Genomic DNA, 23,027 nt, shown 5'->3' with positions numbered 1-23,027 from the left:
TCGTGACCGGTTGCCTTTGGAATGGATCAGAGATTTATCTTGCACCTGCGAAGAATTTCTGCCGATCTACCGCAGCGCAACAGAATGGATTCGGCCATCAGCGTTCGTGATTAGACGCCGGCATCGCCAGAAAAAGAGTCTTTCGCGGCATCACCGCAGACTCGTGTTGGATCATCCAAGGGACGCAACATGACGGAATTCGCGCTCGGCCCTCTCGACCTCGCCGCATTGCTCTGCTCGCGCGTCTGCCACGATGTGATCAGCCCGGTCGGCGCCATCGTCAACGGGCTCGAGATGCTCGACGAGGAGAAAGATCCGGAGATGCGGGGCTTCGCGCTCGACCTCGTCAAGAAGAGCGCACACACGGCGTCAGCGCGGCTGCAATTCTGCCGTCTGGCGTTCGGCGCAGCAGGCTCTGCGGGCGCGGCGATAGATACGGGCGACGCCGAAAAGGTGACCCGCGGCCTCCTGGAGGACGATCGCACGAAGCTCGCCTGGAACGTTCCGCGCGTGCTGATGGCGAAGGACAAGGTCAAGTTGATCTTGAATCTTTGCCTGATCGCGGCCGCAGCAATCCCGCGCGGCGGCGTGATCGCGGTGAATGTCGATACAAGCGAGCCCACCCCGCGCATCGATGTCGAAGCCACCGGCATCAATGCCCGCCTGGCGAGTCATGTTCCGCATCTTCTTGCCGGAACGCCCGAGAACAACCAGGTCGATGCGCATGGCATCCAGGCCTTTTATGCGGGTCTTATCGCGCGGGCTGCCGAACTGACGCTGACGGTCGAGGCGACAACCGAAAAAGTCCGGATCGAAGCCTGCCCCGCATCAACCGCCGCTCTTGCCAATGCAACGGCCTGATTAAAACTAAATAAAATTTGAATATCAATCGGTTCGCTCTTTCCGGCGGGTCGGTCTGCGGTCTTTTTCAACGCTCCTTAACCCATTCTGCGCGATAGTTCTGCGCCGGGCCTGTCCTCGGCTGGAGATTTGGCGCAGCGATGGACGACCTGCTCAACGATTTTCTCGTCGAGACGAGCGAGCATATCGAGGCCGCTGGCGAGCAATTGGTACTGTTCGAGCGGGATCCGGCAGATCGCGAGGCGATCATCCGGATTTTCCGTCTGTTCCATACGATCAAGGGAACATGCGGCTTTCTCGGTTTGCCCCGCCTCGAACATCTGACGCATGTCACTGAATCGCTGATCAGCAAATTGCGCGACGGGGCACCGGCGACCGCCGAAACCGTGTCGCTGACATTGGCGGCGGTCGACCGCGTAAAAAATATTCTTGCCGCCCTTGCCGCTACGGGAAAAGAGCCCGGCGGCACCGACGATGATCTGATCGCCGCCTTGCAGACCCATGCCGACTTCTCAACCTCCTCGCGCGAGCCGGGAGAGGCCGCGCCCGCCCCAGCCGCCATCGAACCCGCCAAAGCGGAAGCTGACAAGGCGGAAGATGAGAAGGCCGGCCCGACGCGCAAGGAAATCCGCACGCCCGCTCACGCCCCCGCGCAAACGCGGCCGGAGACCATCCGCGTCTCGGTTAGCGCACTTGAGCGCATCATGCTCCTCGTCTCCGAGCTGGTGCTGACCCGCAATCAGCTCCTTGAGATTACGCGCCATCAGGACGATGCGGTCATCAAGACGCCGTTGCAGCGCCTCTCCAGCCTGACGACGGATTTACAAGACGCCGTGATGCGGGCGCGGATGCAATCCGTCGGCCGCCTCTTCGCGAGCTTGCCCCGGCTCGTGCGCGAGCTCGCCGTCGAGCTGAAGAAGAAGCTGCATCTCGTCACAGAGGGCGCCGATACCGAACTCGACCGCCAGCTCATCGAACTCATTCGCGATCCGCTGACGCATTTGCTGCGCAATTGCGCCGACCACGGCATCGAAACCCCGGCGGAGCGGCTGGCGCTCGGCAAGCCGGAAGAAGGCACCATCCGCGTCGCCGCAACCCACGAAGCGGGCTATATCACCATCGATGTTTCCGACGATGGCCGCGGCCTGGACGTGCAGAAAATTCGCGCCAAGGCCATCGCGAAAGGGCTCGTGTCCGCCAGCGAGGCCAAAGAACTCTCCGACGAAGACGTCGGCCGTTTTATTTTCGCGCCGGACTTCTCGACCGCCGCCGCGGTCACCAGCATTTCGGGTCGCGGTGTCGGGATGGACATCGTGCGCGACAATATCGAAGCGATCGGCGGCGCGATCTCGCTGACGACGGTGCCTGGCAAGGGCACCAGCTTCACGCTGAAGATTCCGCTCACCCTGGCGATCACGCCCGCACTCATCGTCGAGGCCTGCGGTCATCGCTTCTCCTTGCCGCAACATTCGGTCGTCGAGGCTGTCGGCCTCGGCGAGGCCGGCATCCACACGCTTGAAGACCTCCAGGGAAGCCTGGTTCTGCGGCTGCGCGAAGACATCCTGCCCGTCGTGGCGCTGAGCACCATTCTTGAAATCGATTCCGGCTCCGGCCCCGCGTCCGGCGATCTCGTCATCGTCATGCGCGTCAACAACCGCGCCTTCGGCGTTCTGGTCGATGCCGTGACCGACGTGCAGGAAATCGTCGTCAAGCCGCTCGGCAGTTCGCTCTCGGAGCTCGAGGTTTTTTCCGGCCATACGATCCTCGGCGACGGCTCCGTCGTGCTGATCCTGGACCCGACCGGCATTGCGGCCCGCATGGGCTTCGAGCGCACCAACGACTATACGGTCGGCCGCGTCGTCGAGACTTTCACGCCGGCGGACGAGACGACGCGCTTCGTTCTCTTCCGCGCGGGGGCGGGCGCTCTGAAGGCCCTGCCGCTGTCGCTCGTCGTTCGGATCGAATCGATTCCCGCCGCGGATATCCGCACCTCGGACGGCCTCATGGTCGTTCAGCACCAGTCGCATCTGATGCCGCTCGTGCCGCTCTTTTCCACGACTGAAGCCCAGCTTCAGGCGGTCAACCCAGTTCTCGTGCTCGGCATCGGCGGCGAGAGCCTGGGCCTGCTGATCGAGCAGATCATCGATGTCGTGGAGGCGCGCCTGACCATCGAGATCGCGAGCACATCGCCCGGCATCATCGGCACAGCCGAGATTCGCGGCGAGATCGCCGAAGTGCTCGATGCCACCTACTTCATGCAGATCGGCCGGCCGAACGCCTATTCGCGCGGCGTCGCCCACCAGTTCCATATCCTCCTCGTCGACGACAAACCATTCTTCCGCGACATGCTGGCGCCGCTGATCATCGCCGCCGGTTACTGCGTCAATACCGCCGCTTCAGCCTCTGAAGCGCTGACGATGTTTGAAAAAGGCGCGCACTTCGACGCCGTGGTGACAGATACCGACATGCCGCAGATGAGCGGCTACGAGTTGGCGCGCCGGTTGACGCGCGAACCGCGCCATCGCGACCTGCCGATCATCGCCCTGGCGGCACATGCCGCGCCGACGGTTCTGCAAGCGGCGCGGGAATCCGGCATGTGTGGCGCGGTCGGCAAGTTCGATCGGCCCGCGCTCGTCAAGATGCTGGGCGACGTTCTGGAACTGCGCCATCTCCACAAGAACGACCTGGAAAAAACCGTCATCGGATCGGCCGCGGCATGACACAGATTTCGACCCAGCACCCGAGCCCGGCTGCGAAGGCCGTGGGCGAGACAGCGCATTTGCAATGCTTCATCGTCTTCGTCGGCGGGGAAGCCTTTGGCCTGCCGGTCGACAGCGTCCAGACGATCTTCGGGATAGAGGCCGTCACGCCCGTGCCGCTGGGGCCGCGGGAGATTATCGGGCTCGTCAATCTGCGCGGCAAGATCGTGACCGCCGTCAGCCTGCGCCGCCGGCTCAATCTGCCGGAGCCGCCGGAGACCCGCTCAACCTTGGCTGTAGGCATGGATCATCGCGGCGAGAATTTCGCGCTGGTCGTCGACGAGGTCGGCGACGTCATCCATCTCGACCCGAAAACCGAAATTTTACTGCCCCCTCACCTTGGGGAACGCAGGGCAAAGTTTACCAAAGCGGCCTATCGTCTCGAGACTGAGATTCTTTCCCTGCTCGACGTGAGTGCCGTTTTCGATTTCCCGCGTCACTTGTGACGCATCGCGACGGGCAAACGACAGGACGGGATGTGAGGAAGACAGCATGAAACAGATCCTGGTGGTCGATGATTCGACCGTAATCCGGAAAGTTGCGCGACGCATACTTGAAGGAATGAACTTTCAAACCGTAGAGGCCGAAGACGGCCGCAAGGCGCTCAACGCCTGCACCTTTTTCATGCCCGACGCGATCCTGCTCGACTGGAACATGCCGGTCATGGACGGCTTCGAGTTCCTGCACGAGCTCCGCAAGATGCCCGAGGGCCTCAAGCCGAAGGTCGTCTTCTGCACGACGGAGAACGACGTCGCGCATATCGCCCGTGCGATCCATGCCGGCGCTGACGAATACATCATGAAGCCCTTCGACAAGCAGATTCTGCAATCGAAACTGGAAGAGATTGGCCTGCTCGATTCCGCTGCTTGATTCTGCGTCGATTTAAAATGGCATGCTCGTATGGGTCACCGGGGCAATAATCTGGATCTCGACCGAGCCAGCGCATCGCCGGCGGCAGTGTCCGTGCGCGAGTTGAGTGAGCTTGAGCAGGCGCCGCGGCCCGCGGTGATCGTTATTGGCGCGTCAACGGGCGGTCCGCAGGCTTTGCCAGTCGTGCTCAATGACCTCGCACCGATCCTGGCGCAGCTTCCCGTTCTCATTGCCTTGCATATTCCAGCCGAATTTACTCACACGGTCGCCGCCTGGATCGAAGCTGCCACCGGTCTTCCGGCACGGCTCGCGCGCGATGGCGAGGAAATTCTGCCCGGCCACGCATATCTTTCGCCTGGCGACCGCCATATCAGCATCGCCCGCAAAGGCGAGAGCACAATTATCCGCCTCCTCGATACCCCGCCGGAGAATTTCTGCCGTCCATCGGTCGACGTTCTCTTCCGCTCCGCGGCCGATACTTTCGGCGCCGGCGTTCTCGGCATTGTTCTGACCGGCATGGGCAGCGACGGCCTCGCCGGGACGCGGGAGATCGTCGCCGCCAAAGGTACGGTTGTCGCACAAGACGCGGCTTCATCCGCTGTCTGGGGCATGCCACGCCTGGTCGCGAGCGAGGGACTCGCCCAAGCGGTTCTTCCATTGAAGGAAATTGGCGCCTGGGTCTGCCGCCTGGTGCGCCTGTCCCAGCTTCGGGAAAAGCGGCCATGAATTCAGATTTCGACGTCTTGCGCCAGTTGCTCAATCGGCGCTCCGGCCTCTCCCTCGATGCCGAGAAGGCTTATCTCGCCGAGAGCCGGTTGCAGCCTCTGGTTCAGCAACTCGGCGTCGCCGGACTTGGCGGACTCGTCAAGCTGCTGCTCTCCGGCTCGCACGAAGATGTGGAGCGGGACGTCGTCGAGGCGATGACGACCAACGAAACCTTTTTCTTTCGCGATCGCGTGCCGTTCGACAATTTTCGCAAGGTCATCCTCCCGCATCTTTTGCAGGCGCGGCAGGACAGCCGCAAAATCCGCATCTGGTGCGCCGCCTGCTCGTCAGGCCAGGAGCCCTATTCGCTCGCCATGCTGCTCGACGAAGAGGCGCATCGCCTTGCCGGCTGGAGCGTCGAAATCCTCGCCACCGATCTCTCCCGCAGCGTTGTCAACACGGCGCGGCAAGGCATTTACACGCAATTCGAGGTCCAACGCGGCCTGCCGATCTCGCAGCTCCTGCGCTATTTCCGCCAGGAGGGCGAGCGCTGGCGTATCAACGAACATTTGCAATCGCGAATCCGTTTCACGGAGTTCAATCTCCTTTCCGACTATGCCCCGCTTGGCCGCTTCGACGTCATTTTCTGCCGCAACGTGCTCATCTATTTCGACGTGCCCACCAAGAAGGAAGTCCTCGACCGGATGGCAAAAGCTCTCGCTCCGGATGGATTCTTCATCATGGGCGCGGCGGAGACCGTGATCGGTTTGACCGACGCCATGGTGCCCCACCCCGAGCACAGATCGATCAGCATTTTACGGGCCGCAGCCCCGAAGCCGCCGCAGCGCCTCACCCTCGTCGCGAGTTGAACCCTCGTCGCAAGTGGAAAAAGAAAAACCCCGCTCAACGAGCGGGGTTTTTCATTTGGGGAAATTGTGCGCCCGATTACGCGGTGATCAATTCATCGTCCTCGGCCGGCTCGCGCAGCACATAGCCGCGGCCCCAGACCGTCTCGATGTAGTTGCGGCCGTGGCTCGCATTGGCGAGCTTCTTGCGCAGCTTACAGATGAAGACGTCGATGATCTTCAGTTCCGGCTCGTCCATGCCGCCATAAAGGTGGTTGAGGAACATCTCTTTCGTCAGCGTCGTTCCCTTGCGCAGCGAAAGCAGTTCCAGCATCTGATATTCTTTGCCGGTGAGATGAACCCGGTTGCTGGCCACCTCCACCGTCTTCTGGTCGAGATTGACGATCAGATCGCCGGTCGAGATCACCGACTGGGCATGGCCCTTGGAACGACGGACGATCGCGTGGATGCGGGCGACCAGTTCGTCCTTGTGGAAGGGCTTGGTCAGATAATCGTCAGCGCCGAAGCCGAGGCCCTTCACCTTGTCCTCGATGCCGGCGAGACCGGAGAGAATCAGGATGGGCGTCTTGACCTTGGCGACCCGCAGTGTCCGCAACACTTCGTAGCCGGACATGTCGGGAAGATTGATGTCGAGAAGAATGATGTCGTAGTCGTAGAGCTTACCAAGATCGATGCCTTCTTCGCCGAGATCCGTCGTATAGACGTTAAAATTCTCGGACTTGAGCATCAACTCGATGCTTTGCGCGGTGGCGCTGTCATCTTCAATCAGGAGCACGCGCATTTGGAGCCCTCAGCCTTCCCTTGTCGGTCGGCACGCAGCGCGGATACCTTTGGAGCCGCCCGCGAAGCAGCGGTCTGAAGAAATGACCCGGCCGAACCACTTTCTTAAAGTTAACGGGCATTGGTTAACAAAATCATTCCAGACGCCGCCCCACCCGCTCCGAATCAGGCACAACGGAAAATATACTCGATCATCCGCCAACCGCCAGCGCTGCCGCCTCGAAGTAAGAAAGCAGCAACTTTAATGGGTCACATTCACCATCGTCTCTCGAAGAAAAATTGACTAAACACGGACCTGCCTGCGTTTCGGAGTCAGCAAGTTATGAAGTCGCGGGATACCCTTATCCGACTGAAACGCTTCCACGTTGAAGAACGCCGCCGCCGGCTGGCGCAAATCGAGGCCATGATCGGCGAATTCGCCCGGATGGCCTCCGACCTCGACCGCGAAATCGCGCTGGAGGAACAAAGGGCCGGCATTTCCGACACGTCGCATTTCGCCTATCCGACCTATGCCCGGGCGGCGCGGACGCGGCGCGACAATCTCTTGCGGTCGAGCGGCGAATTGCGCGATCAGCTCGAGGAGGCCAAGACCCACTTCGACGATGCTATCGCCGATTTGGCCAAGATGACCAGCCTCGAAGGGCGGGAAAAGGCCATCGAGCGCAGCCACGAGACGGCGGAACTCGGGGCGATAGGCGATTTTGACCTGCGCGCCGCGCGCGCTTAATCTCCCGGGTAGACCTTCTGCCAATCCGGTGCCGGCGCGAAAGCGCCGGGGCTGGGTATTTGCCGTCAAATCGCCGCTTCTGCGGTGAAATGAGCGCTTGCATTGCGCGGCGCTTTCGGGTCTGCACCGGCGGGAGCGAGGCGACATCGCCGCCATCGGTCGATCGCTGGCACGGCGGCATCGCGGGAGTAACATGAAACGGCTCATGGAATTCGTCTGGCCGGCGCTCGGCCTGATTGCCTTGGCCGTCTCGGTGTGGCTTCTGCATCAGCAGCTTAGCGGCCAAGCCGTCGGCCCGAAGGTGCTCGCCGACCTCAGGACGATTCCACCGCAGCAATATTGCCTGGCGATACTTGCAACGCTCGTCGCCTATGCCGCGCTCGCCTGGTATGACCAGATCGCTCTGCTGCACCTTGGCGTGAAGCATATTTCCTGGCTTTTCATTGGCCTGTGCTCTTTCACGACCTATGCACTCGCCCATAATGTCGGCGCCTCGGTCTTTTCGGGCGCCATGGTGCGCTATCGCGCCTATTCGACCAAAGGGCTTTCGGCGGCGCAGGTCGCCCTTCTCGTCGGCCTCTGTTCGCTGACCTTCAGCCTCGGCGTTCTCCTGCTCGGCGGCATCGTGCTGGTGGCAGACCCGGCGCTATTGCGCCGGCTCGGCCGGTTTCTGCCACATGTCTTTACCGACCCGGCAACGGCGCGCGTGATCGGATTTATCTGTCTGGGGCTCGTCGCCGCCTATGTCGCGGGGTCGGCGCTGCGGCTCAAACCCCTGACGATCGGCCGATTGCGAATCGAATATCCGCATCTCGGCATTGCCCTGCGCCAGCTTGTCGCCTCGTCGACGGAGTTGCTCGGCTGCGCCGGCATCATCTATTTTGCCCTGCCGCAACAGGCCAATCCCGGCTATCTCGTCGTCCTGGGTATTTTCATCGCCTCGTTTTCCGTCGCGCTGGCGTCGGAAGCACCCGGCGGCCTCGGCGTTTTCGAGCTTCTGTTCATCAAGGCAATGCCGGCGGTGCCGCACGACAAGGTGCTCACCGCCCTTCTGGTCTTCCGGCTGCTTTACCTGGTCCTGCCGCTGGTCTTTGCGACTTTCGTCGTCATTTTCTTCGAGCGTACGCGGCTCGAACAGGCGCTCCACGCCCACCCGGCCGCGGGCAATCCCAATTCAGGAACGGAAATCGAACACAGAGAAACAGAGCACAGGAAGGAAAACGCGCCGAAGGCCGCCGAATTGCCGGCGAGCCCGGCCGATTCCTGAGCGCAACGCCGAGCGCGCCCGGCGCCTATTACATGCGATATTGCTGGATGCGAGTGGTGCGCAGCCCCGCCAGGCCATATTGGTCGATTGACATTTGCCAGGACAGAAATTCGTCGACCGTCAGTGTATAGCGGTTGCACGCCTCTTCGAGCGAAATGAGGCCGCCGCGCACGGCGGCGACAACTTCAGCCTTGCGCCGGATAACCCAGCGCTTGGTCGTGACTGGCGGAAGATCTGCCACAGTAAGGGGGCTCCCGTCTGGCCCGATGACGTACTTGACCCTCGGGCGGCTCAACTCGACCATATCGAAAACTCACACACTGACTGAACTTTACCCACTGAGAATAGAAAATCGAACTTAAGATTCGGCTAAGCGCCATCCTTATGTTTAGTCAAATGGTGGGCATACAAATTAGTATAATCTCTATGAATGTGGGTTACCGCCTTGGGATAACCTGTGTCTTCTTGAAACGAATTCTTTCCGAGTTCTTAACTGACGCCCGGTTTGACCCGCGCCGCGCTTAAGGCAGACGCCAGCCCCAAACTTGCGTTGCAAAGCCGCGAGCGGGATGGTTTAGATGCGGAACGCCGCCAATGTCCTATTTTGGACAAAACGATAGAGTGCCGAAAAGACAGCCGGTGCTTATATAGGGACAATCCGGGCGGCCCGAGGCTGCCCAAGCTCTGCTGAACCATCGGTCGCCGCTCAATGAGCCTAGAGAATCGAAACAGTCTCGATTTGCCCAAGGCACCCGCCGACACGCGGGTGGTCGTGGCGATGTCGGGCGGCGTCGATTCCTCCGTCGTCGCGGCGCTGCTCAAGGAACAGGGCTACGATGTCGTCGGCGTTACCTTACAGCTCTACGATCACGGCGCCGCCGAGCATCGCAAGGGCGCCTGCTGTGCCGGTCAGGACATTTATGACGCGCGCCAGGTGGCCGCGCGGCTCGATATTCCGCACTATGTGCTCGACTATGAGCAGCGGTTCCGGGAGAAGGTGATCGACCGCTTCGCCCAGAGCTACGCCGAGGGCGAGACACCGGTCCCCTGCATCGCCTGCAACAGCGACATCAAATTCGCCGATTTTCTCGACACGGCGAAGGACCTCGGCGCCGACATTCTGGCGACCGGGCATTATATCGCCTCGCGGCCGGATGGCGCAGGCGGCCGGGCGCTTTTCCGCGCGGCGGACACGAACCGCGATCAGAGCTATTTTCTGTTCGCGACGACGCGCGAACAGCTTGAACGCCTGCGCTTCCCGCTTGGCGAGATGCAGAAGCCGGAGGTGCGCGCCATCGCCCGCCGGCACGGGCTGCTTGTCGCCGACAAGCCCGACAGCCAGGACATCTGCTTTGTCCATTCCGGCAAATACAGCAGCTTCATCGAGCAGATGCGGCCCGACGCAGCGCGGCCGGGAGAGATCGTTCATGTCGACGGCCGGGTGCTCGGGCATCATGCCGGGATCATCAATTACACCATCGGTCAGCGCCGCGGCCTTGGCATCAGTCACAATGAGGCCGGAAGCGGTCAACCGCTGTATGTCGTGCGGATCGACGCCGCCCATGCGCAGGTGATTGTCGGGCCGCGTGAGGCACTGGCGACGCGGCGCGTGCAATTGCGCGAGGTCAACTGGATCGGCGACGGTGCTCTGGCCGATATCGGACCGGTCAGCCGCGATGTTTTCGTGCGCGTGCGCTCGACCAAGCCGCCGGTCGCAGCCTTCCTCACTATCGAAGATGGTGAAGCGAGCGTCGCTTTCGTCAGCAGCGAGGATGGCGTCTCGCCGGGCCAGGCCTGCGTGTTATATGACAGCGACCGCCCCGATGCGCGTGTCCTCGGCGGCGGTTTTATTTGCGCGACCCAATCCGACGCGGCCGACGCGCGGATTCTGCATGGCGCGACGCTCGCCGCCGCTGGCGGATGATGAGCGAACGCGGGGGAAGTCACCACTTGTCCGAGCGCAGGGCGTCCGTATTTCCCGGGCGGCGCAAGGCTGCGGTGCAGCATCTCAAGCGCGTTGCGACGCTCGACAATTCCGCCGTCGCCCAAGCCTATGCGCGATGGGCGCCGGTTTACGACCTCGCCTTTTCCGAAACCATGCGGCCCGGCCGCAAAGTCGCTGCCGCCATCGCCAACCGGCATAAGGGCGCACTCGTGCTCGATGTGGGCGTGGGAACCGGCCTCGAACTGCCCATGTTCGCCCCGTCGTGCCGGGTTGTCGGCATCGACCTCTCGGAGCCGATGTTGCGGCGCGCAGCGCGGCGCACCGCAACCGGCGCGCTGCACCACGTCGCTGGCCTCTCGGCGATGGATGCCTGCAACCTCGCCTTCGCCGACGCGACCTTCGACGTCATTGTCGCGCCTTATGTGCTGACCGTGCTGCCGCGGCCCGAGGCGAGCCTCGACGAATGGGTGCGTGTGCTGAAGCCGGGCGGCGAGATTGTTCTCGTCAATCACATCGGCGCAACGAGTGGCCCCGTCGCCTGGGTGGAAGCCAAACTCGCCGAACGCAGCGCCGCGCTCGGCTGGCGGCCGGAGTTCCCCTGGCGCATCCTGGGGGACTGGCTCGCCGGGCATCCCGACCTGCGCCTCATTGAGCGCCGCGCACTGCCGCCCTTCGGCATTTTCACTTTGGTGCGCATCACCAAACGTTGAATGCGCGTTGCACCGCACTGCGCGCTTTTTTCAGAAGACATGCTTTGAATACTTGAGAAGTATCGCGAAAGACGTCTACTGTCGAAACGAGAGTATGACGCCTTAGAACAAAATATATTCCGGGAGGAAAAAGTGTTTCATCAACTGCTCGCCCCTGTTGCGGGCAACCTTGGTTTGTCTTTCGCGGCGGCCATCCTGCCCGTTTTGGCGGTTCTTCTCCTCCTCGGCGTCTTGCGTCGGCCAGCATGGCAAGCGGCCTTGGCCGGGCTCATCGTCGGCCTGATTATCGCGATCGCGATCTGGAAGATGCCGGCGGGGCTTGCTGTCAATTCCGTCGCCGCCGGCGCTGTCTTCGCCCTGTGGCCGGTCATGTGGATCGTGCTCAACGCGCTGCTGCTCTACAACATCGCTGTTGAATCCGGCCGCTTCGACGCCTTTCGGGCCTGGCTCATCAATCACGTTCCGAACGACCGGCGCGTCGTGCTCGTCGTGATCGGTTTCTGCTTCGGCGCTTTGCTCGAAGGCATCTCCGGCTTCGGCACGCCGGTGGCGATCACCAGCTCCCTGCTCATCCTCGTGGGATTTCCGGCGCTGGAAGCGCTCGTCTTCGTTTTGATCTTCAATACCGCGCCCGTCGCCTTCGGCGCGCTCGGCGTGCCGATCACCGTGCTTGGCGCCGTCACCGGCCTGCCCGCCCATACGCTCGGCGCCATGGTCGGACGCCAATTGCCGGTGATCGCGCTGCTGCTGCCGTTCTATGTCATCACGCTCTATGGCGGCCTGCGCTCGTTGAAAGCCCTGTGGCCGCTGCTGCTGGTCGCGGGTCTGAGCTTCGCTATCTCGCAATTCCTCGCGTCCAACTACCTCGATTATGCGCTGACGGACGTTTTCTCGGCGCTCGGCTCGCTCGCCTGCACCCTGCTCTTCCTGCAGGTCTGGCACCCTGAGAGAGACCCGGAATTCGCCATTTCCGACGCCGACGAGAAGGACGCGACGACGGCGAAACCCATCGCCCCCTGGCAGGGCTGGATTCCGTGGATCATCGTCTCGGCCGTGGTGATCATCTGGACGCATTACGCGGTCGCGACGGTCGGCGCGCAGGCGATCCACTGGCCGGGCCTCGACAAGGCAATCTCGATCACGCTCTACAACAACAAGCCCTATGCGGCGATCTGGGCCTTCCAGCCACTCGCCACCGGCACGGCGATTCTCGTCGCGGCGATCATCACCGCTCTCGTCATCGGCCTGCCGGTGCGTGATTTCTTCGCCTGCATCGGCCATACGGTCCGCCAGGCGTGGATCGCCGTGGTCACGGTGATGCTCATCCTCGGCCTCGCCTATCTGATGAATTATTCCGGCATGGCCTATACGCTCGGCAAGGCGGTCGCCTCGACCGGGGGGTTCTTCGTGCTGCTCTCGCCATTCCTCGGCTGGGTCGCAGTACTGCTTTCGGGCAGCGACACCTCAGGCAACGCGCTCTTCGGCAATCTTCAGGTGGTGGCAGCGCGGCAACTCAACCTCAACCCGATCCTGTTCGCAGCGACCAATTCGTCCGGCGGCGTGATCGGCAAAATGGTTTCGCCGCAGAATATCGCGACCGGCGTCGCCGTCACCAAGCTGAAAGGCCAGGAGGGCGTCGTCTTCGCCCGCACGTTCTGGCACAGCATCACCCTGACGATCGTGCTCGGGCTGCTGGTCGCGATCCAGCAATTCGTCATTCCGTGGATCATCCCGGTCGTCGGGGCAGGACATTAACGCGCGATCATCCCGCAACGCGCTGCGGCTTGACTTTGCCGAGAGCGGCGGCCTATACGCAGGCCGCCGCGCCGTCTCGCATTTCCCGAGGCCGCCGCGCGTAAATCGCCCAAACCGATGGGGCGGAGTAGCTCAGCCGGCTAGAGCAGAGGAATCATAATCCTTGTGTCGGGGGTTCGAGTCCCTCCTCCGCTACCAAGCTAATTCAATGGCTTAGCTGGCAATTTCTTCGATTATCTCGAAAAGTCATGTCGCAGGGCCTGACAAGCTATCTCCTTGATTTTCCTACTTTCGCGAATTTTACGGGCAATTCCGTGCGACATGAAACGCGACATGGGCGGTTTGCGATGGCGGCCGGCCTTGGCACGTTTCCGCCCTTGACCATCGTCGTTACTCAATGGCTTTTTGAATCGAACGCGCGGAGATTCGCCGGATGATCGGGCGGGGACTTGGCGTCGGCGCCGCGCAGTCCCCGTGAGCGCGACGGAGAGCGGAGGATGCAATGACTCCAATTCTAAAATTGGTAATTTCTTCGATATTCGGCGTCGCGGCCATCGGGCCTGCCTGTGCTTACGAACAATCCTCGGCAAAATATGCTGCGAAGGTCCCGTCGTACATTACGACGCCCGATACGGTGCAGACGCGCATTGGAACGTTAAAATTCTTCGACGGCTTGCCGGACGCGCAGACGGTGCAAAAGGTCTACGACAATCTCGATTTTGCACGCGGAGTTGAGACATTTCTTTCCGGCATACCTGCCGCATCGGTCTACGCGGCGTGCGAGGGTCTCAGCAAGGCAGGAGTAAAACGCAACAGCGACATCGGCATCATGGAAAACCTGATGGATGCGCGTTCATTGTTTCTGACTGCGCAATCGACCACCCCGTACGTATTTACGTGCCTTGACCTCAAGGACGGTCCGGTTGTAGCGCAAGTGCCGCCCGGAGTTCTCGGTCCTGTTGACGATGCATTTTTTCGGTTCGTGACGGATGTCGGCTTAACTGGCCCCGACAAAGGCAAAGGTGGAAAGTATCTCTTCTTGCCACCCGGATACACCGGAGCAATTCCTTCCGGCGGCTACTTCGTGGTGAAGTCTCCGACCTATTCTAATCTGATATTTTACCGCGCGTTCGTGAAAAACGGCGACATCGCCGCCGCTGTGAACGGTGTCAAAGCCGCCGCGCGCGTCTATCCACTATCAGAGGCAGCGAACCCGCCGTCGCAGACTTTCCTCAACGTTTCGGGCAACCAGTTCAACACCATTCACGCCAACACGTTCGAGTTTTACAACGAGTTGAACGAAGTAATTCAGCATGAGCCGGCCGACGCCTTCGATCCTGAGTTAGTCGGGTTGTTTGCTTCGATAGGAATTAAGAAGGGCCAACCCTTCGCGCCGGACGATCGGATGAAAGCCATTCTTACCGACGCTGTAGCGGTCGGTAACGCGACCGCCCGCGCAATCGTTTTCGCGCCCCGCGACAAACGAGTGATGTTCTATCCTGATCGTCAGTGGGGCACTGGATTTGTGGGAGGCAGTTATCAGTTTCTGAACAATGGCGAACGCATGCTCGATGCCCGGACGCTGTTTCACTATTACGCCACGGGTGTTACTCCGGCTATGGCATTCTCTAAGCCCGGCAGCGGATCGGCCTATGCCTACGCTACTCGCGACTCCAAGGGCCGCTATTTAGACGGCGGCAAGACCTACAAGATCACTTTGCCTGCGCCGATTCCTGCCGCGCAGTTCTGGTCATTTATGGTCTACGACGGCCAGACTCGCTCGATGCTAGAGACCGACCAGAAAACCGCTGGCCTTGATAGCAATCAGAAGGGCATCCAGAAAAATGCGGATGGCTCGGTGACAGTTTGGTTCGCGCCGAAGGCTCCAGCGGGCCACGAATCGAATTGGGTACAGACCGTTTCAGGAAAGGGATGGAATACTCTCCTTCGGCTTTACGGGCCGCTCGAACCCTGGTTCGACAAAAATTGGAAGCCGGGCGATTTCGAATTGGTGGAATGAGCTGGATGGGGTTATGCGCAGTTCAACTATGACCATGTCTCTCGCGCGTTTTCCCCGGAGGGCACGGGTTCCGACTGCGGGTATGCCTGTCATACGATTGTGACCGCAAAAGACTACATTTTCACAGGGTATCCGGATCGTTAGCCGCGACCGCGAGACGAGGACAATCGCTTATTCGTTGAGCGATCTCGGACCGCTGACATAGGGACTGCCGCGAAGATAAAATCGCAGGAGACGGTTTGCATCCTGCGAAATGCCGATCCTGATGCTCTGCCCGATTTCACCGGGTTCGTTCTCGCCGCGTGCGAGCCATAAGGGGCCTTCCCGGCAAAGATCGAGCCCATCGAGCGAACGATCAATCCGCAGCGCCGCGGCGAGCCTTCCCGGCCCCCACGCCAGGTCGCGCAAGCGCTCGACGCCGCGATTGAGTCGCATGATCGGGAGACCTTCGAGCGGCTCGAGCGCCCGGATCAGGACGCCGGCTCCAACTCCGGGCTTCTCGCTCGAGACATTGAGCATATAGGAGACGCCATAGGCGAGGTAGACATAGGCGCGTCCGCGCTCGAGAAACAGCGTTCGATTGCGCTGAGTCATCCCACGGAAGGCATGCCCGGCGGCATCGCCGACGACATACGCCTCAGTCTCGACAATACGGCCACTGGCTATGCCTTCCGGCAATTCCCGCACCAATATCTTGCCAATCAGATACCGGGCGAGAGCGGCCGTATCAATCGGTAGCTCCGCGCGAGCCAGCGGCACATAGGGCTTCTTCTGGCGGCCGGCTTTCAGAGGCTCCTCTCGACCCTTTGCGTTTTGCCGGACTTGTCATCGCCGGAATTCATGACGCTGCGGCTTTTCGAACGACGCAGCGGAATCCAAGATGACTGGTCGAGGTGTCGACGGCCTCGGCGTGGCGGGCTGCCGGCCGGTAGCGGCGGCAATAATTCGGCGCGCAGAGATGCGATCCGCCCTTGATGACTTTGCGCGGGATTTTAATGGCGGGCTGGCACGGATCGTAGCTTTCATCGGCCCTCGCGCCGCGCGGGTTCTGCGGAATGCAGCAAGCCTTCTGCGCATCCGGCCTATGCTTTTGGGAAAACCAATCGTCGGTCCATTCCCAGGTGTTGCCGATCATGTCGTAGAGGCCGTAGCCATTTGGCGGGAAGGCGCCGACCGGTGATGTGCGCTCAAAGCCGTCGGGCTTCAGGTTTTCGCGTGGAAACTCGCCATGCCACGTGTTCGCCATGAGCTTTCCATCGGGCTGAAACTCGTCGCCCCAGGCGTATTCCACCCCGTCGAGTCCCCCGCGCGCGGCGAATTCCCATTCGGATTCCGTCGGCAATTCCTTGCCCGCCCATTGGGCGTAGGCGGCAGCATCGGCATGGGCGACATGCACGACAGGATGATCATCCAGTCCGTCGATATCGCTTCCCGGTCCATAGGGGTGGCGCCAATCGGCGCTTTTCAGGAACCGCCACCATTCTCCCCAATTGCGGAGATCGACGGGACGCGATGGCGGCGTGAATACAAGCGAACCCGCATAAAGCATGTGCGGCAGAGCGCCGGGATAATCCTTGGGGTCCGGCGGGATTTCGGCGAAGGTCACGTGTTCCGTCGCGCGGACGAATTCGCTGAACTGGCGGTTGGTAACCGGCGCCTTGTCGATCCAAAACCCGTCGACAGTGACGCGATGGACCGGTGCTTCCTCAGGATAGTGGTTGTCGGATCCCATGCGGAACGTGCCGCCGGGAATCCACGTCATCCCCAATGGCGCAGCGGCTTTATCGCGGTCAGGCACCAATTCATAACCCGATGCGGATGTGGGCATTTCCACTCCCCACGATCACGTTCTCCGACGTGCATTGATGCGACAAAAACGCAAAAATATCAATTAAGACAATTATACAAAAGCCTGCGTGCGTCCCGTTAAACCAACTCACCGGCCGGCGACGATCGCGATCGAATTGCCCAGAATATTCACGGGAACGGTGACGACCGAGGTGAGCGAACTTTTGAGTTGCTCTGTCTCTTCGTCGGATGCCACTTGCGTCTTGCCGATGCCATTCTGGAGTACCTGCCGAAGCTGCGGCGAAATTTCCGCAAGCTGCGCATATTTGTTGTGATCGGTCGGATCATCGCCTTTGACATTCGTCAGGTCGATGACGACAGCGCCCAGTTTCGCCAATTCATCGTCGTGTTTGATCGCGCCGACGCGGCTTTCGCCGCCGCTGAGGAATTTCGACAACGCCAGGGCTTTGTCGTCGCGGGACAGCACAACGTAATAGGGCCGCTTCAGCTTGCCGAAAGCGCGCAGTTCCGATTTGAAGACATCGATATCGATATCCGGCGCGGCGAGCACGACCACGCCGATCTTGTCCGAACGCTTCAGGCCGCCTTCCATTTTGATTTGCCGCATCGCTTCGACGAAGACCCAATTGCCCATTGAATGGGCGAGAATATTGACCTTCTCCGCATTGCTGGCGACGAGCAGACGGATCGTGTGGGCGAGTTCATCGCGCGCCGCGGTGGCGCTGTTTTGATCGTAGAGATAATCCGTCACGCTGCCGCGCGAGGCCCAGGAGAAGAGGACCGGCACCGCCTGCGTATGCGAATCATGGACGACCTGCGTGAAGCCGTAGAGCCCCTCGGCAAACATCGTGTTGAAGCCGTGGACGAAGAGAAAGACCTGACGATGACCTCGTGGTCTTTGTGCCAGTTGCGCGTTGAGCGCCTGCAGAAAGGCCTTGTCGCCGTCGACGTAATTGGACTCGTGAACGGTGAAATCCTTGCGCGGATCGCCGGGCGGGGTTTGCGGCCACTCAATCTTACTGGCGACATGCGTCGGCGGCACCGAGACGGTCACCGAAGCAAAATCGAGCCAATCGGCGCGCGATCCATTGTACAGCGTCCCCGGCCGGGGATCGCGTTGCCGCGTGGTCGCAACCAGAATCGTGTGTTCCGTCGCTTGCGGCGGATCATAGGCGGCATTAGCGAGAAAGCCGCTTTCCGGCCGCGAGGCGCACCCCATCATCAGGCTGGAGGCAGCCAGGACGAGGGCGATCAAGAGAGTTCGCCGTAGCGCATCCATTGTCGCTGAGAACAACGAGCCCCCCGAATGACGCCGTCTGTCACATTTGGCTGATCTGTCTACCAGCCTTCGCCCAGCCCTGCCTAGCTGTTGCAGGGATCGGCGCGCCCGGGAAGCTTGATGGCAATAGGTGAAGGATTTCCCGCGCTCACCCAGTCGCGCGCGGGGACGGATTGCCAACCATCTGTTTCTATTGAATTTACGGGACAAGCGCCCGCGCGCGCCGTAGCACGACCATCGTTTTTGGCAAATGTTCGGTAAACGGGGCGCCAACGTCGGGGGCCATTTAGCCGCCGGTCGTCACACAATTATCACGGCTGCCAGCAGGGGCGCGGCCGTGCGCCGTCCATCCCTAAGTTCTGTTGCGTTCAATGCGCGACGTGAAAGCCGAACCAGATCGCGAGCAGAACGACGATCGCCAGCGCCATGCTGAAAACGAGAACATAAAGTACCGGCAGGCCTCTCCAGCCGCCTCGCGCACGGCGCGGCGGAAGCTCGATGGGATGTTCTGGATCGGCGCGCGCGGCGCGCTCATTGTGCGTATTCGACATGCGCGGCTCCTTTGCCGCCGCAACGCCGGGCGGCAAACGGAGTTCCTGCCCGCACCGCACACAGACCCTATTTGCCGGGCAAGCTCTGCCGCAGCCGGAAAAATCCGTCCCACGGATCTTTGGCGAGATGTTGCAGCCGCTTGCTGAAATTGCCGATGGTGAACTGGCTGCCGCTCACCACGCTGTCGAGTTCATCCCAGGTAAGCGGCGTCGAAATACCGGCCGGCGGCCGCGCGCGCGTCGAATAGGGCGCGACGGCTGTCGCACCGCGGGCGTTGCGCAGATAGTCGATATAGATGCGCTTGGGCCTCTGCGTCTTCGTCGCCGTCGCAGTGTAGAGTTGCGGCGCATCATGCGCCATGGAATCGGCCAGAGCCCGGCAGAAGTCCTTCGCCACCGTCCATGTTGCGCGGGGCGTCAGCGGCGCGACGACATGAAGACCCTTGCCGCCGGTCGTCTTGACGAAGCTTTTGAGTTTGGCTTCGGCCAGACGCCGGCGAACCTCTTTCGCGGCAGCAATGATTTCCGCGAAGGCGACGCCCTCCCCCGGGTCGAGATCGAAAATCAGGCGATCGGGATGATCGAGGTCGTCGCTGCGCGCGCCCCAGGGGTGGATTTCGAGCGCCGCCGATTGCACCAGTGCCATCAACCCGTCGAATGAATCGATGCCGAGGATTGGCTCCTTTTCGTGTGGATCGTGGATTTGCAGAATATGGGGATCAATCCCGGCCCAGGGATGCTTCTGGAAGAAGCCGCCTTGCACGATGCCGTTCGGACACCGCAGCAGGACGAGCGGCCGGCCAAGCAGGTATTTTTCGATCCACGGCCAAACCATCGTGTAATAATCGGCAAGGCCCTGCTTGGTGACGCCGGCCTCGGGCCAATAGACTCGGTCGCGATGGGTGAACGTCACGGACGTCGCGGGAGCCTCGGCTTCTTTGGCCATTGGTGCGACCCTTTCGCGAACGATGTCCTTGGGATTTTTGTCCTCGCGCAAGCCCTTGAACGATGCCTGCCGCAGATTGGCATCCGCCGTCCAGCCGCGAAATTCAACCTCCGCGACCCGGTCGGGCTTTACCCAGACGGCATTGCGCCGCGCCTCGCTGCTGAGCGGCGACTCGAATGCCGGCTTTTCGATCCGCTCGCGCGAGAGCAGCGCGAAGAGGTCGAGTGCCATTTTGCTGGAATAGCCCGTGCCGACGCGCCCGGCGTGGCGGAGCTTGCCGTTCTCGTAATAGCCGAGCACGAGCGAGCCGATGGCCTTTCGCGTCGTCGTCGAGGGCACATAGCCGGCGATGACGAATTCCTGCCGGTTGGCGCATTTGATCTTCAGCCAGTCGGTGCTGCGCTTGGAAAGATAGTGACTCTCCCGCTTCTTCGAGACGACGCCCTCGGCGCCGAGCCGGCAAACATGCTGCAGCATGAGTTCGCCATTTTCGTCGAAATGATCGCTGTAGCGCAGGATCACGTCCGGCGTGGCTTTCAGCAGCGATTGCAGAATCTCTTTCCGCGCGACAAGCGGCAGACCCGTCAGATCGTAGCCGTCGATATGCATAAGATCGAAGGCATAATAGACCATGCTACCAGTCTCGCCCTCGCTGAGCGCGTTTTGCAGAGCCGAGAAATCCGAAATACCGTTCGCCTCCTCGACCACGACTTCGCCGTCGACGATGCAATCCTTGACCGGCAATTGCGCGAAAGCAGCGGCGACGGTTGGGAAGCGGTCGGCCCAATCGAGCCCCGTTCGCGTGCGCAGCTTCACCTTGCCGGCCTTCACGACCGCCTCGATGCGATAGCCGTCGAATTTGACCTCATGAATCCATTGCGCTCCGGAGGGCGGCGTGGCGACGAGCGTCGGCAGCATCGGCGCGATGAAATCCGGCAGCGCCTTCCGCTTCGCGCCTTTCGGCGGCGAGAAGGCGAACGGCGCCCGCTTGACCGGCGGCAATGCGCGCTTCTTCTTCGCTGGCGGATCCGATTTGATGCTCTCGACCGGTGCCATGGCGCGGGCGCGCGGCGAACCGGGCGTTTCGACCCGCGGCTGGGCCGCCTTCCCCGAGGTCCAGCGCCGACTCTTCTTGTCGCCGGCAATATCTTCAAGCGAGCGGCCGGTGATGACCGAATTCGGCTCCTCTTCGAGGATGTCCGGATCGCCCGGCCCGCGCGCTTGGTCGTCTTCGCCCTTGATGAGCAGCCAATTCTCGCGCTTCTCGCCCGGACGCGGGTGCATGCGGACAAGGTGCCAGCGGCCTTTCAGCTTCTCGCCATGAAGCGTGAAGTCCAGGTGACCTTTGGCATAGGCTTTCTCCGGATCGCCCTCCGGCGTCCAGGTGCCACGATCCCAGACCAGCACTGTGCCCGCGCCATATTGCCCCTCCGGAATTGTCCCCTCGAAGGAGCCGTAATCGAGCGGATGATCCTCGACATGGACGGCGAGGCGCTTCTCGCCCGGCACAAGGCTCGGCCCGCGCGTCACCGCCCAGCTCTTGAGGACGCCGTCGAGTTCGAGCCGGAAATCGTAATGCAGCCGTGTCGCGTCGTGTTTCTGCACGACGAAGGCATTGCCGGACGAACGCCCCTTAAGGCCGCGCGGCTCCGACGTGACAGTGAAATCACGCTTCTTGCGGTAGGTTTCGAGGGCCAATGGAGCCTCGCTCTAGCTTGCCTTCTTCACCCGCTTCTTGGCGGGGGATTTGGCCGCAACCTTCTTCGCCGGGGGATTCGCCTTGGCCGCCGGCTTGCGTCCCGATTCAGCCGCCACGCTGCGGCGCAAAGCGTCCATGAGATTAATGACATTGCTCGGCGTCTTCGGCTGCGGCGCCGCGGGCACGGGCTTGCCGGCGCGCTTGGCGCGGATCAGGCCGACGAGCGCATCCTGATAGCGATCCTCGAACTTCTCCGGATCGAATTTGCCGCGCTTGGTTTCGATAATATGCGCGGCAAGATCGAGCACGTCCTTCGAGAGCTTGAGATCGGGAATCGATTCAAAATAGGGCTTCTCGTCCCGGACTTCGTATTTGTAATGCAGCGTCGTGGCGAGCAGGCCCTTGTCGCGCGGCTCGATCATGACGATACGCTCGCGCCCCGCGAGCACGACGCGCGCCAGCCCGACCATATCGGCCTTGCGCATGGCATCGCGGATGACGACGAAAGGCTCATCTGCAACTTTGTCGTCGGGCGCTAGATAATAGCTCCCGTCGAGATAGACCTCATCGATCTCCTCGCGCGGCACGAAGGTCTCGATATCGATCGTATGCGTGCTCTCGAGCGCCTGTTCCGCGATCTCGCTCTCTTCAAGAGTGATGTAATCGTTCTTGCCGACCTCATAGCCGCGCACCTGTTCGTCGCGCTCAACAATATCGCCCGTAACGGAATCGACATATTGCTGGCGGAGCCGATGCCCGGTGTCCCGATTTATGAGATGAAAGGAAATTCGCTCCGTCCGGCTGACGGCGGGGAAAAGTGCGACGGGGCAGGAAACCAGCGAAAGCTTGAGGTAGCCCTTCCAATTCGCGCGTGGTGCCACGGCTCAACCCTCTACTAACCGAGAGGCGAGACGCCCGCCTCCGGCAACGCTGAACTCTTATCCATTACACCACATAAGCCGCGACGGCGCCACGCGAATTTCAAGGGGCGCAACTTCGTAAAAAGGCCGGTCTCCGACAAACGCACTGATCGCGAATGTAGTTCCAGATCGTCCGATTGTGGTTTAACTTTCATCGGATCACATTAAGGGTAGCCGGGCTGGAGAAAGCCGCGGCGTTCAAGTGTGGCAAGGCACTTCCCGCCTTCCGGCACGGAAATATGAAACATTCGCCTCACACATTGGAAAGGATTCGCCTTGTCGGGTGACAGTCTCTTGATCATTCTCGTCGTCGGCCTCGTCGCGGGCTGGCTCGCGGGTCAGATTTTACGCGGTACCGGATTCGGCCTCGTCGCCGATCTCTGCATCGGTGTCATCGGCGCCTTCATCGGCAACTGGCTTTTGCCAAGGATTGGAATTCATCTTGGCGCGCATCTTCTCGAACAGATCATCTCGGCGACGGTGGGCGCGATCGTCCTGCTGCTGATCCTGGGCTTGTTCCGACGACGGCTGTGATTTAATCCCTGCAAGCCGGCCCGG

At 61.2% G+C, this 23,027-nt stretch carries 21 protein-coding genes, 1 tRNA gene and 1 pseudogene; 15 read left to right on the top strand and 8 right to left on the bottom strand.

Features of this window, described 5'->3' with window-relative positions; genetic code table 11:
- Positions 1-189: 189 nt before the first annotated feature.
- The 6 genes from chpT to CWB41_RS08435 all read left to right on the top strand — a co-directional run bounded on the left by chpT (position 190) and on the right by CWB41_RS08435 (position 6,064).
- On the top strand, positions 190-861 hold the full coding sequence (gene chpT, locus CWB41_RS08460; RefSeq protein WP_115834702.1) for a histidine phosphotransferase ChpT: 672 nt from the start codon (positions 190-192) through the stop codon (positions 859-861).
- A 140-nt stretch (positions 862-1,001) separates the two neighbouring features.
- Positions 1,002-3,581, top strand: a complete 2,580-nt coding sequence (locus CWB41_RS08455; RefSeq protein ID WP_115834703.1) for a hybrid sensor histidine kinase/response regulator — start codon at positions 1,002-1,004, stop codon at positions 3,579-3,581.
- Entirely contained in the window at positions 3,578-4,066 is a 489-nt protein-coding gene (locus CWB41_RS08450) for a chemotaxis protein CheW (RefSeq protein WP_115834704.1), read from the top strand. Before CWB41_RS08455 ends, CWB41_RS08450 begins: the two co-directional genes overlap by 4 nt.
- Before the next feature lie 46 nt (positions 4,067-4,112).
- Positions 4,113-4,490, top strand: a complete 378-nt coding sequence (locus tag CWB41_RS08445; RefSeq protein WP_115834705.1) for a response regulator — start codon at positions 4,113-4,115, stop codon at positions 4,488-4,490.
- A gap of 93 nt (positions 4,491-4,583) precedes the next feature.
- Positions 4,584-5,216: a CheB methylesterase domain-containing protein gene (locus CWB41_RS08440; protein WP_165204179.1), complete on the top strand. Its 633-nt coding sequence runs from the start codon at positions 4,584-4,586 to the stop codon at positions 5,214-5,216.
- Positions 5,213-6,064 carry a CheR family methyltransferase gene (locus CWB41_RS08435; protein WP_115834707.1) on the top strand — a complete coding sequence of 284 codons (852 nt, stop codon included), beginning with the start codon at positions 5,213-5,215 and terminating at the stop codon, positions 6,062-6,064. Before CWB41_RS08440 ends, CWB41_RS08435 begins: the two co-directional genes overlap by 4 nt.
- A 76-nt stretch (positions 6,065-6,140) precedes the next feature.
- Here the strand turns inward: CWB41_RS08435 and ctrA are convergent, their stop codons facing one another.
- A complete protein-coding gene (gene ctrA, locus CWB41_RS08430) occupies positions 6,141-6,842 on the bottom strand; it encodes a response regulator transcription factor CtrA (protein ID WP_115834708.1) in 702 nt (233 codons plus the stop codon).
- 321 nt (positions 6,843-7,163) lie between these two features.
- On the opposite strand from ctrA, the gene CWB41_RS08425 reads away from it, so the two are divergent.
- Both CWB41_RS08425 and CWB41_RS08420 read left to right on the top strand, forming a co-directional pair.
- Positions 7,164-7,568, top strand: a complete 405-nt coding sequence (locus CWB41_RS08425) for a flagellar export protein FliJ (protein ID WP_115834709.1) — start codon at positions 7,164-7,166, stop codon at positions 7,566-7,568.
- 193 nt (positions 7,569-7,761) lie between these two features.
- Positions 7,762-8,835, top strand: coding sequence for a putative bifunctional lysylphosphatidylglycerol flippase/synthetase (locus CWB41_RS08420; RefSeq protein WP_245411093.1), 1,074 nt, complete (start codon positions 7,762-7,764; stop codon positions 8,833-8,835).
- Between the two features lie 28 nt (positions 8,836-8,863).
- Here CWB41_RS08420 and sciP read toward each other — a convergent pair whose 3' ends face one another.
- Entirely contained in the window at positions 8,864-9,139 is a 276-nt protein-coding gene (sciP, locus tag CWB41_RS08415) for a CtrA inhibitor SciP (protein ID WP_115834710.1), read from the bottom strand.
- A gap of 405 nt (positions 9,140-9,544) precedes the next feature.
- On the opposite strand from sciP, the gene mnmA reads away from it, so the two are divergent.
- From mnmA to CWB41_RS16355, 6 genes and pseudogenes are all read left to right on the top strand, one after another.
- On the top strand, positions 9,545-10,759 hold the full coding sequence (gene mnmA, locus CWB41_RS08410; RefSeq protein WP_115834711.1) for a tRNA 2-thiouridine(34) synthase MnmA: 1,215 nt from the start codon (positions 9,545-9,547) through the stop codon (positions 10,757-10,759).
- A gap of 74 nt (positions 10,760-10,833) precedes the next feature.
- Positions 10,834-11,490: a class I SAM-dependent methyltransferase gene (locus CWB41_RS08405; RefSeq protein ID WP_245411155.1), complete on the top strand. Its 657-nt coding sequence runs from the start codon at positions 10,834-10,836 to the stop codon at positions 11,488-11,490.
- Positions 11,491-11,622: 132 nt separating this feature from the next.
- A complete protein-coding gene (locus CWB41_RS08400) occupies positions 11,623-13,245 on the top strand; it encodes an L-lactate permease (protein ID WP_115834712.1) in 1,623 nt (540 codons plus the stop codon).
- Between the two features lie 121 nt (positions 13,246-13,366).
- Positions 13,367-13,443, top strand: a tRNA-Met gene (locus tag CWB41_RS08395).
- Between the two features lie 304 nt (positions 13,444-13,747).
- Positions 13,748-15,265 carry a DUF1254 domain-containing protein gene (locus tag CWB41_RS08390; protein WP_115834714.1) on the top strand — a complete coding sequence of 506 codons (1,518 nt, stop codon included), beginning with the start codon at positions 13,748-13,750 and terminating at the stop codon, positions 15,263-15,265.
- A gap of 57 nt (positions 15,266-15,322) precedes the next feature.
- Positions 15,323-15,409, top strand: a pseudogene (locus tag CWB41_RS16355) (cytochrome P460 family protein); the annotation flags it as partial.
- Positions 15,410-15,436: 27 nt separating this feature from the next.
- Here the strand turns inward: CWB41_RS16355 and CWB41_RS08380 are convergent.
- The 6 genes from CWB41_RS08380 to ku form a co-directional block, all read right to left on the bottom strand.
- On the bottom strand, positions 15,437-16,024 hold the full coding sequence (locus CWB41_RS08380) for a DNA-3-methyladenine glycosylase (RefSeq protein ID WP_115834715.1): 588 nt from the start codon (positions 16,022-16,024) through the stop codon (positions 15,437-15,439).
- A 79-nt stretch (positions 16,025-16,103) separates the two neighbouring features.
- Positions 16,104-17,027: a formylglycine-generating enzyme family protein gene (locus CWB41_RS08375; protein ID WP_115834716.1), complete on the bottom strand. Its 924-nt coding sequence runs from the start codon at positions 17,025-17,027 to the stop codon at positions 16,104-16,106.
- A 174-nt stretch (positions 17,028-17,201) separates the two neighbouring features.
- Entirely contained in the window at positions 17,202-18,329 is a 1,128-nt protein-coding gene (locus CWB41_RS08370; protein ID WP_207206602.1) for an alpha/beta hydrolase, read from the bottom strand.
- Between the two features lie 392 nt (positions 18,330-18,721).
- Positions 18,722-18,904, bottom strand: coding sequence for a hypothetical protein (locus CWB41_RS08365; protein ID WP_129396445.1), 183 nt, complete (start codon positions 18,902-18,904; stop codon positions 18,722-18,724).
- A 67-nt stretch (positions 18,905-18,971) separates the two neighbouring features.
- Positions 18,972-21,548, bottom strand: coding sequence for a DNA ligase D (ligD, locus tag CWB41_RS08360; RefSeq protein WP_115834719.1), 2,577 nt, complete (start codon positions 21,546-21,548; stop codon positions 18,972-18,974).
- 12 nt (positions 21,549-21,560) lie between these two features.
- Entirely contained in the window at positions 21,561-22,430 is an 870-nt protein-coding gene (ku, locus tag CWB41_RS08355; RefSeq protein ID WP_115834720.1) for a non-homologous end joining protein Ku, read from the bottom strand.
- Positions 22,431-22,745: 315 nt separating this feature from the next.
- Here ku and CWB41_RS08350 point away from each other — a divergent pair, with 315 nt between their 5' ends.
- On the top strand, positions 22,746-23,003 hold the full coding sequence (locus CWB41_RS08350; protein WP_115834721.1) for a GlsB/YeaQ/YmgE family stress response membrane protein: 258 nt from the start codon (positions 22,746-22,748) through the stop codon (positions 23,001-23,003).
- Positions 23,004-23,027 lie beyond the last annotated feature (24 nt).

It is taken from the genome of Methylovirgula ligni, from assembly GCF_004135935.1.
In the GTDB taxonomy this organism is placed as follows: Bacteria; Pseudomonadota; Alphaproteobacteria; order Rhizobiales; family Beijerinckiaceae; genus Methylovirgula; species Methylovirgula ligni.
The sequence above is the reverse complement of the archived record's forward strand: the minus strand, read 5'-3'. Positions and strand labels throughout refer to the sequence as shown.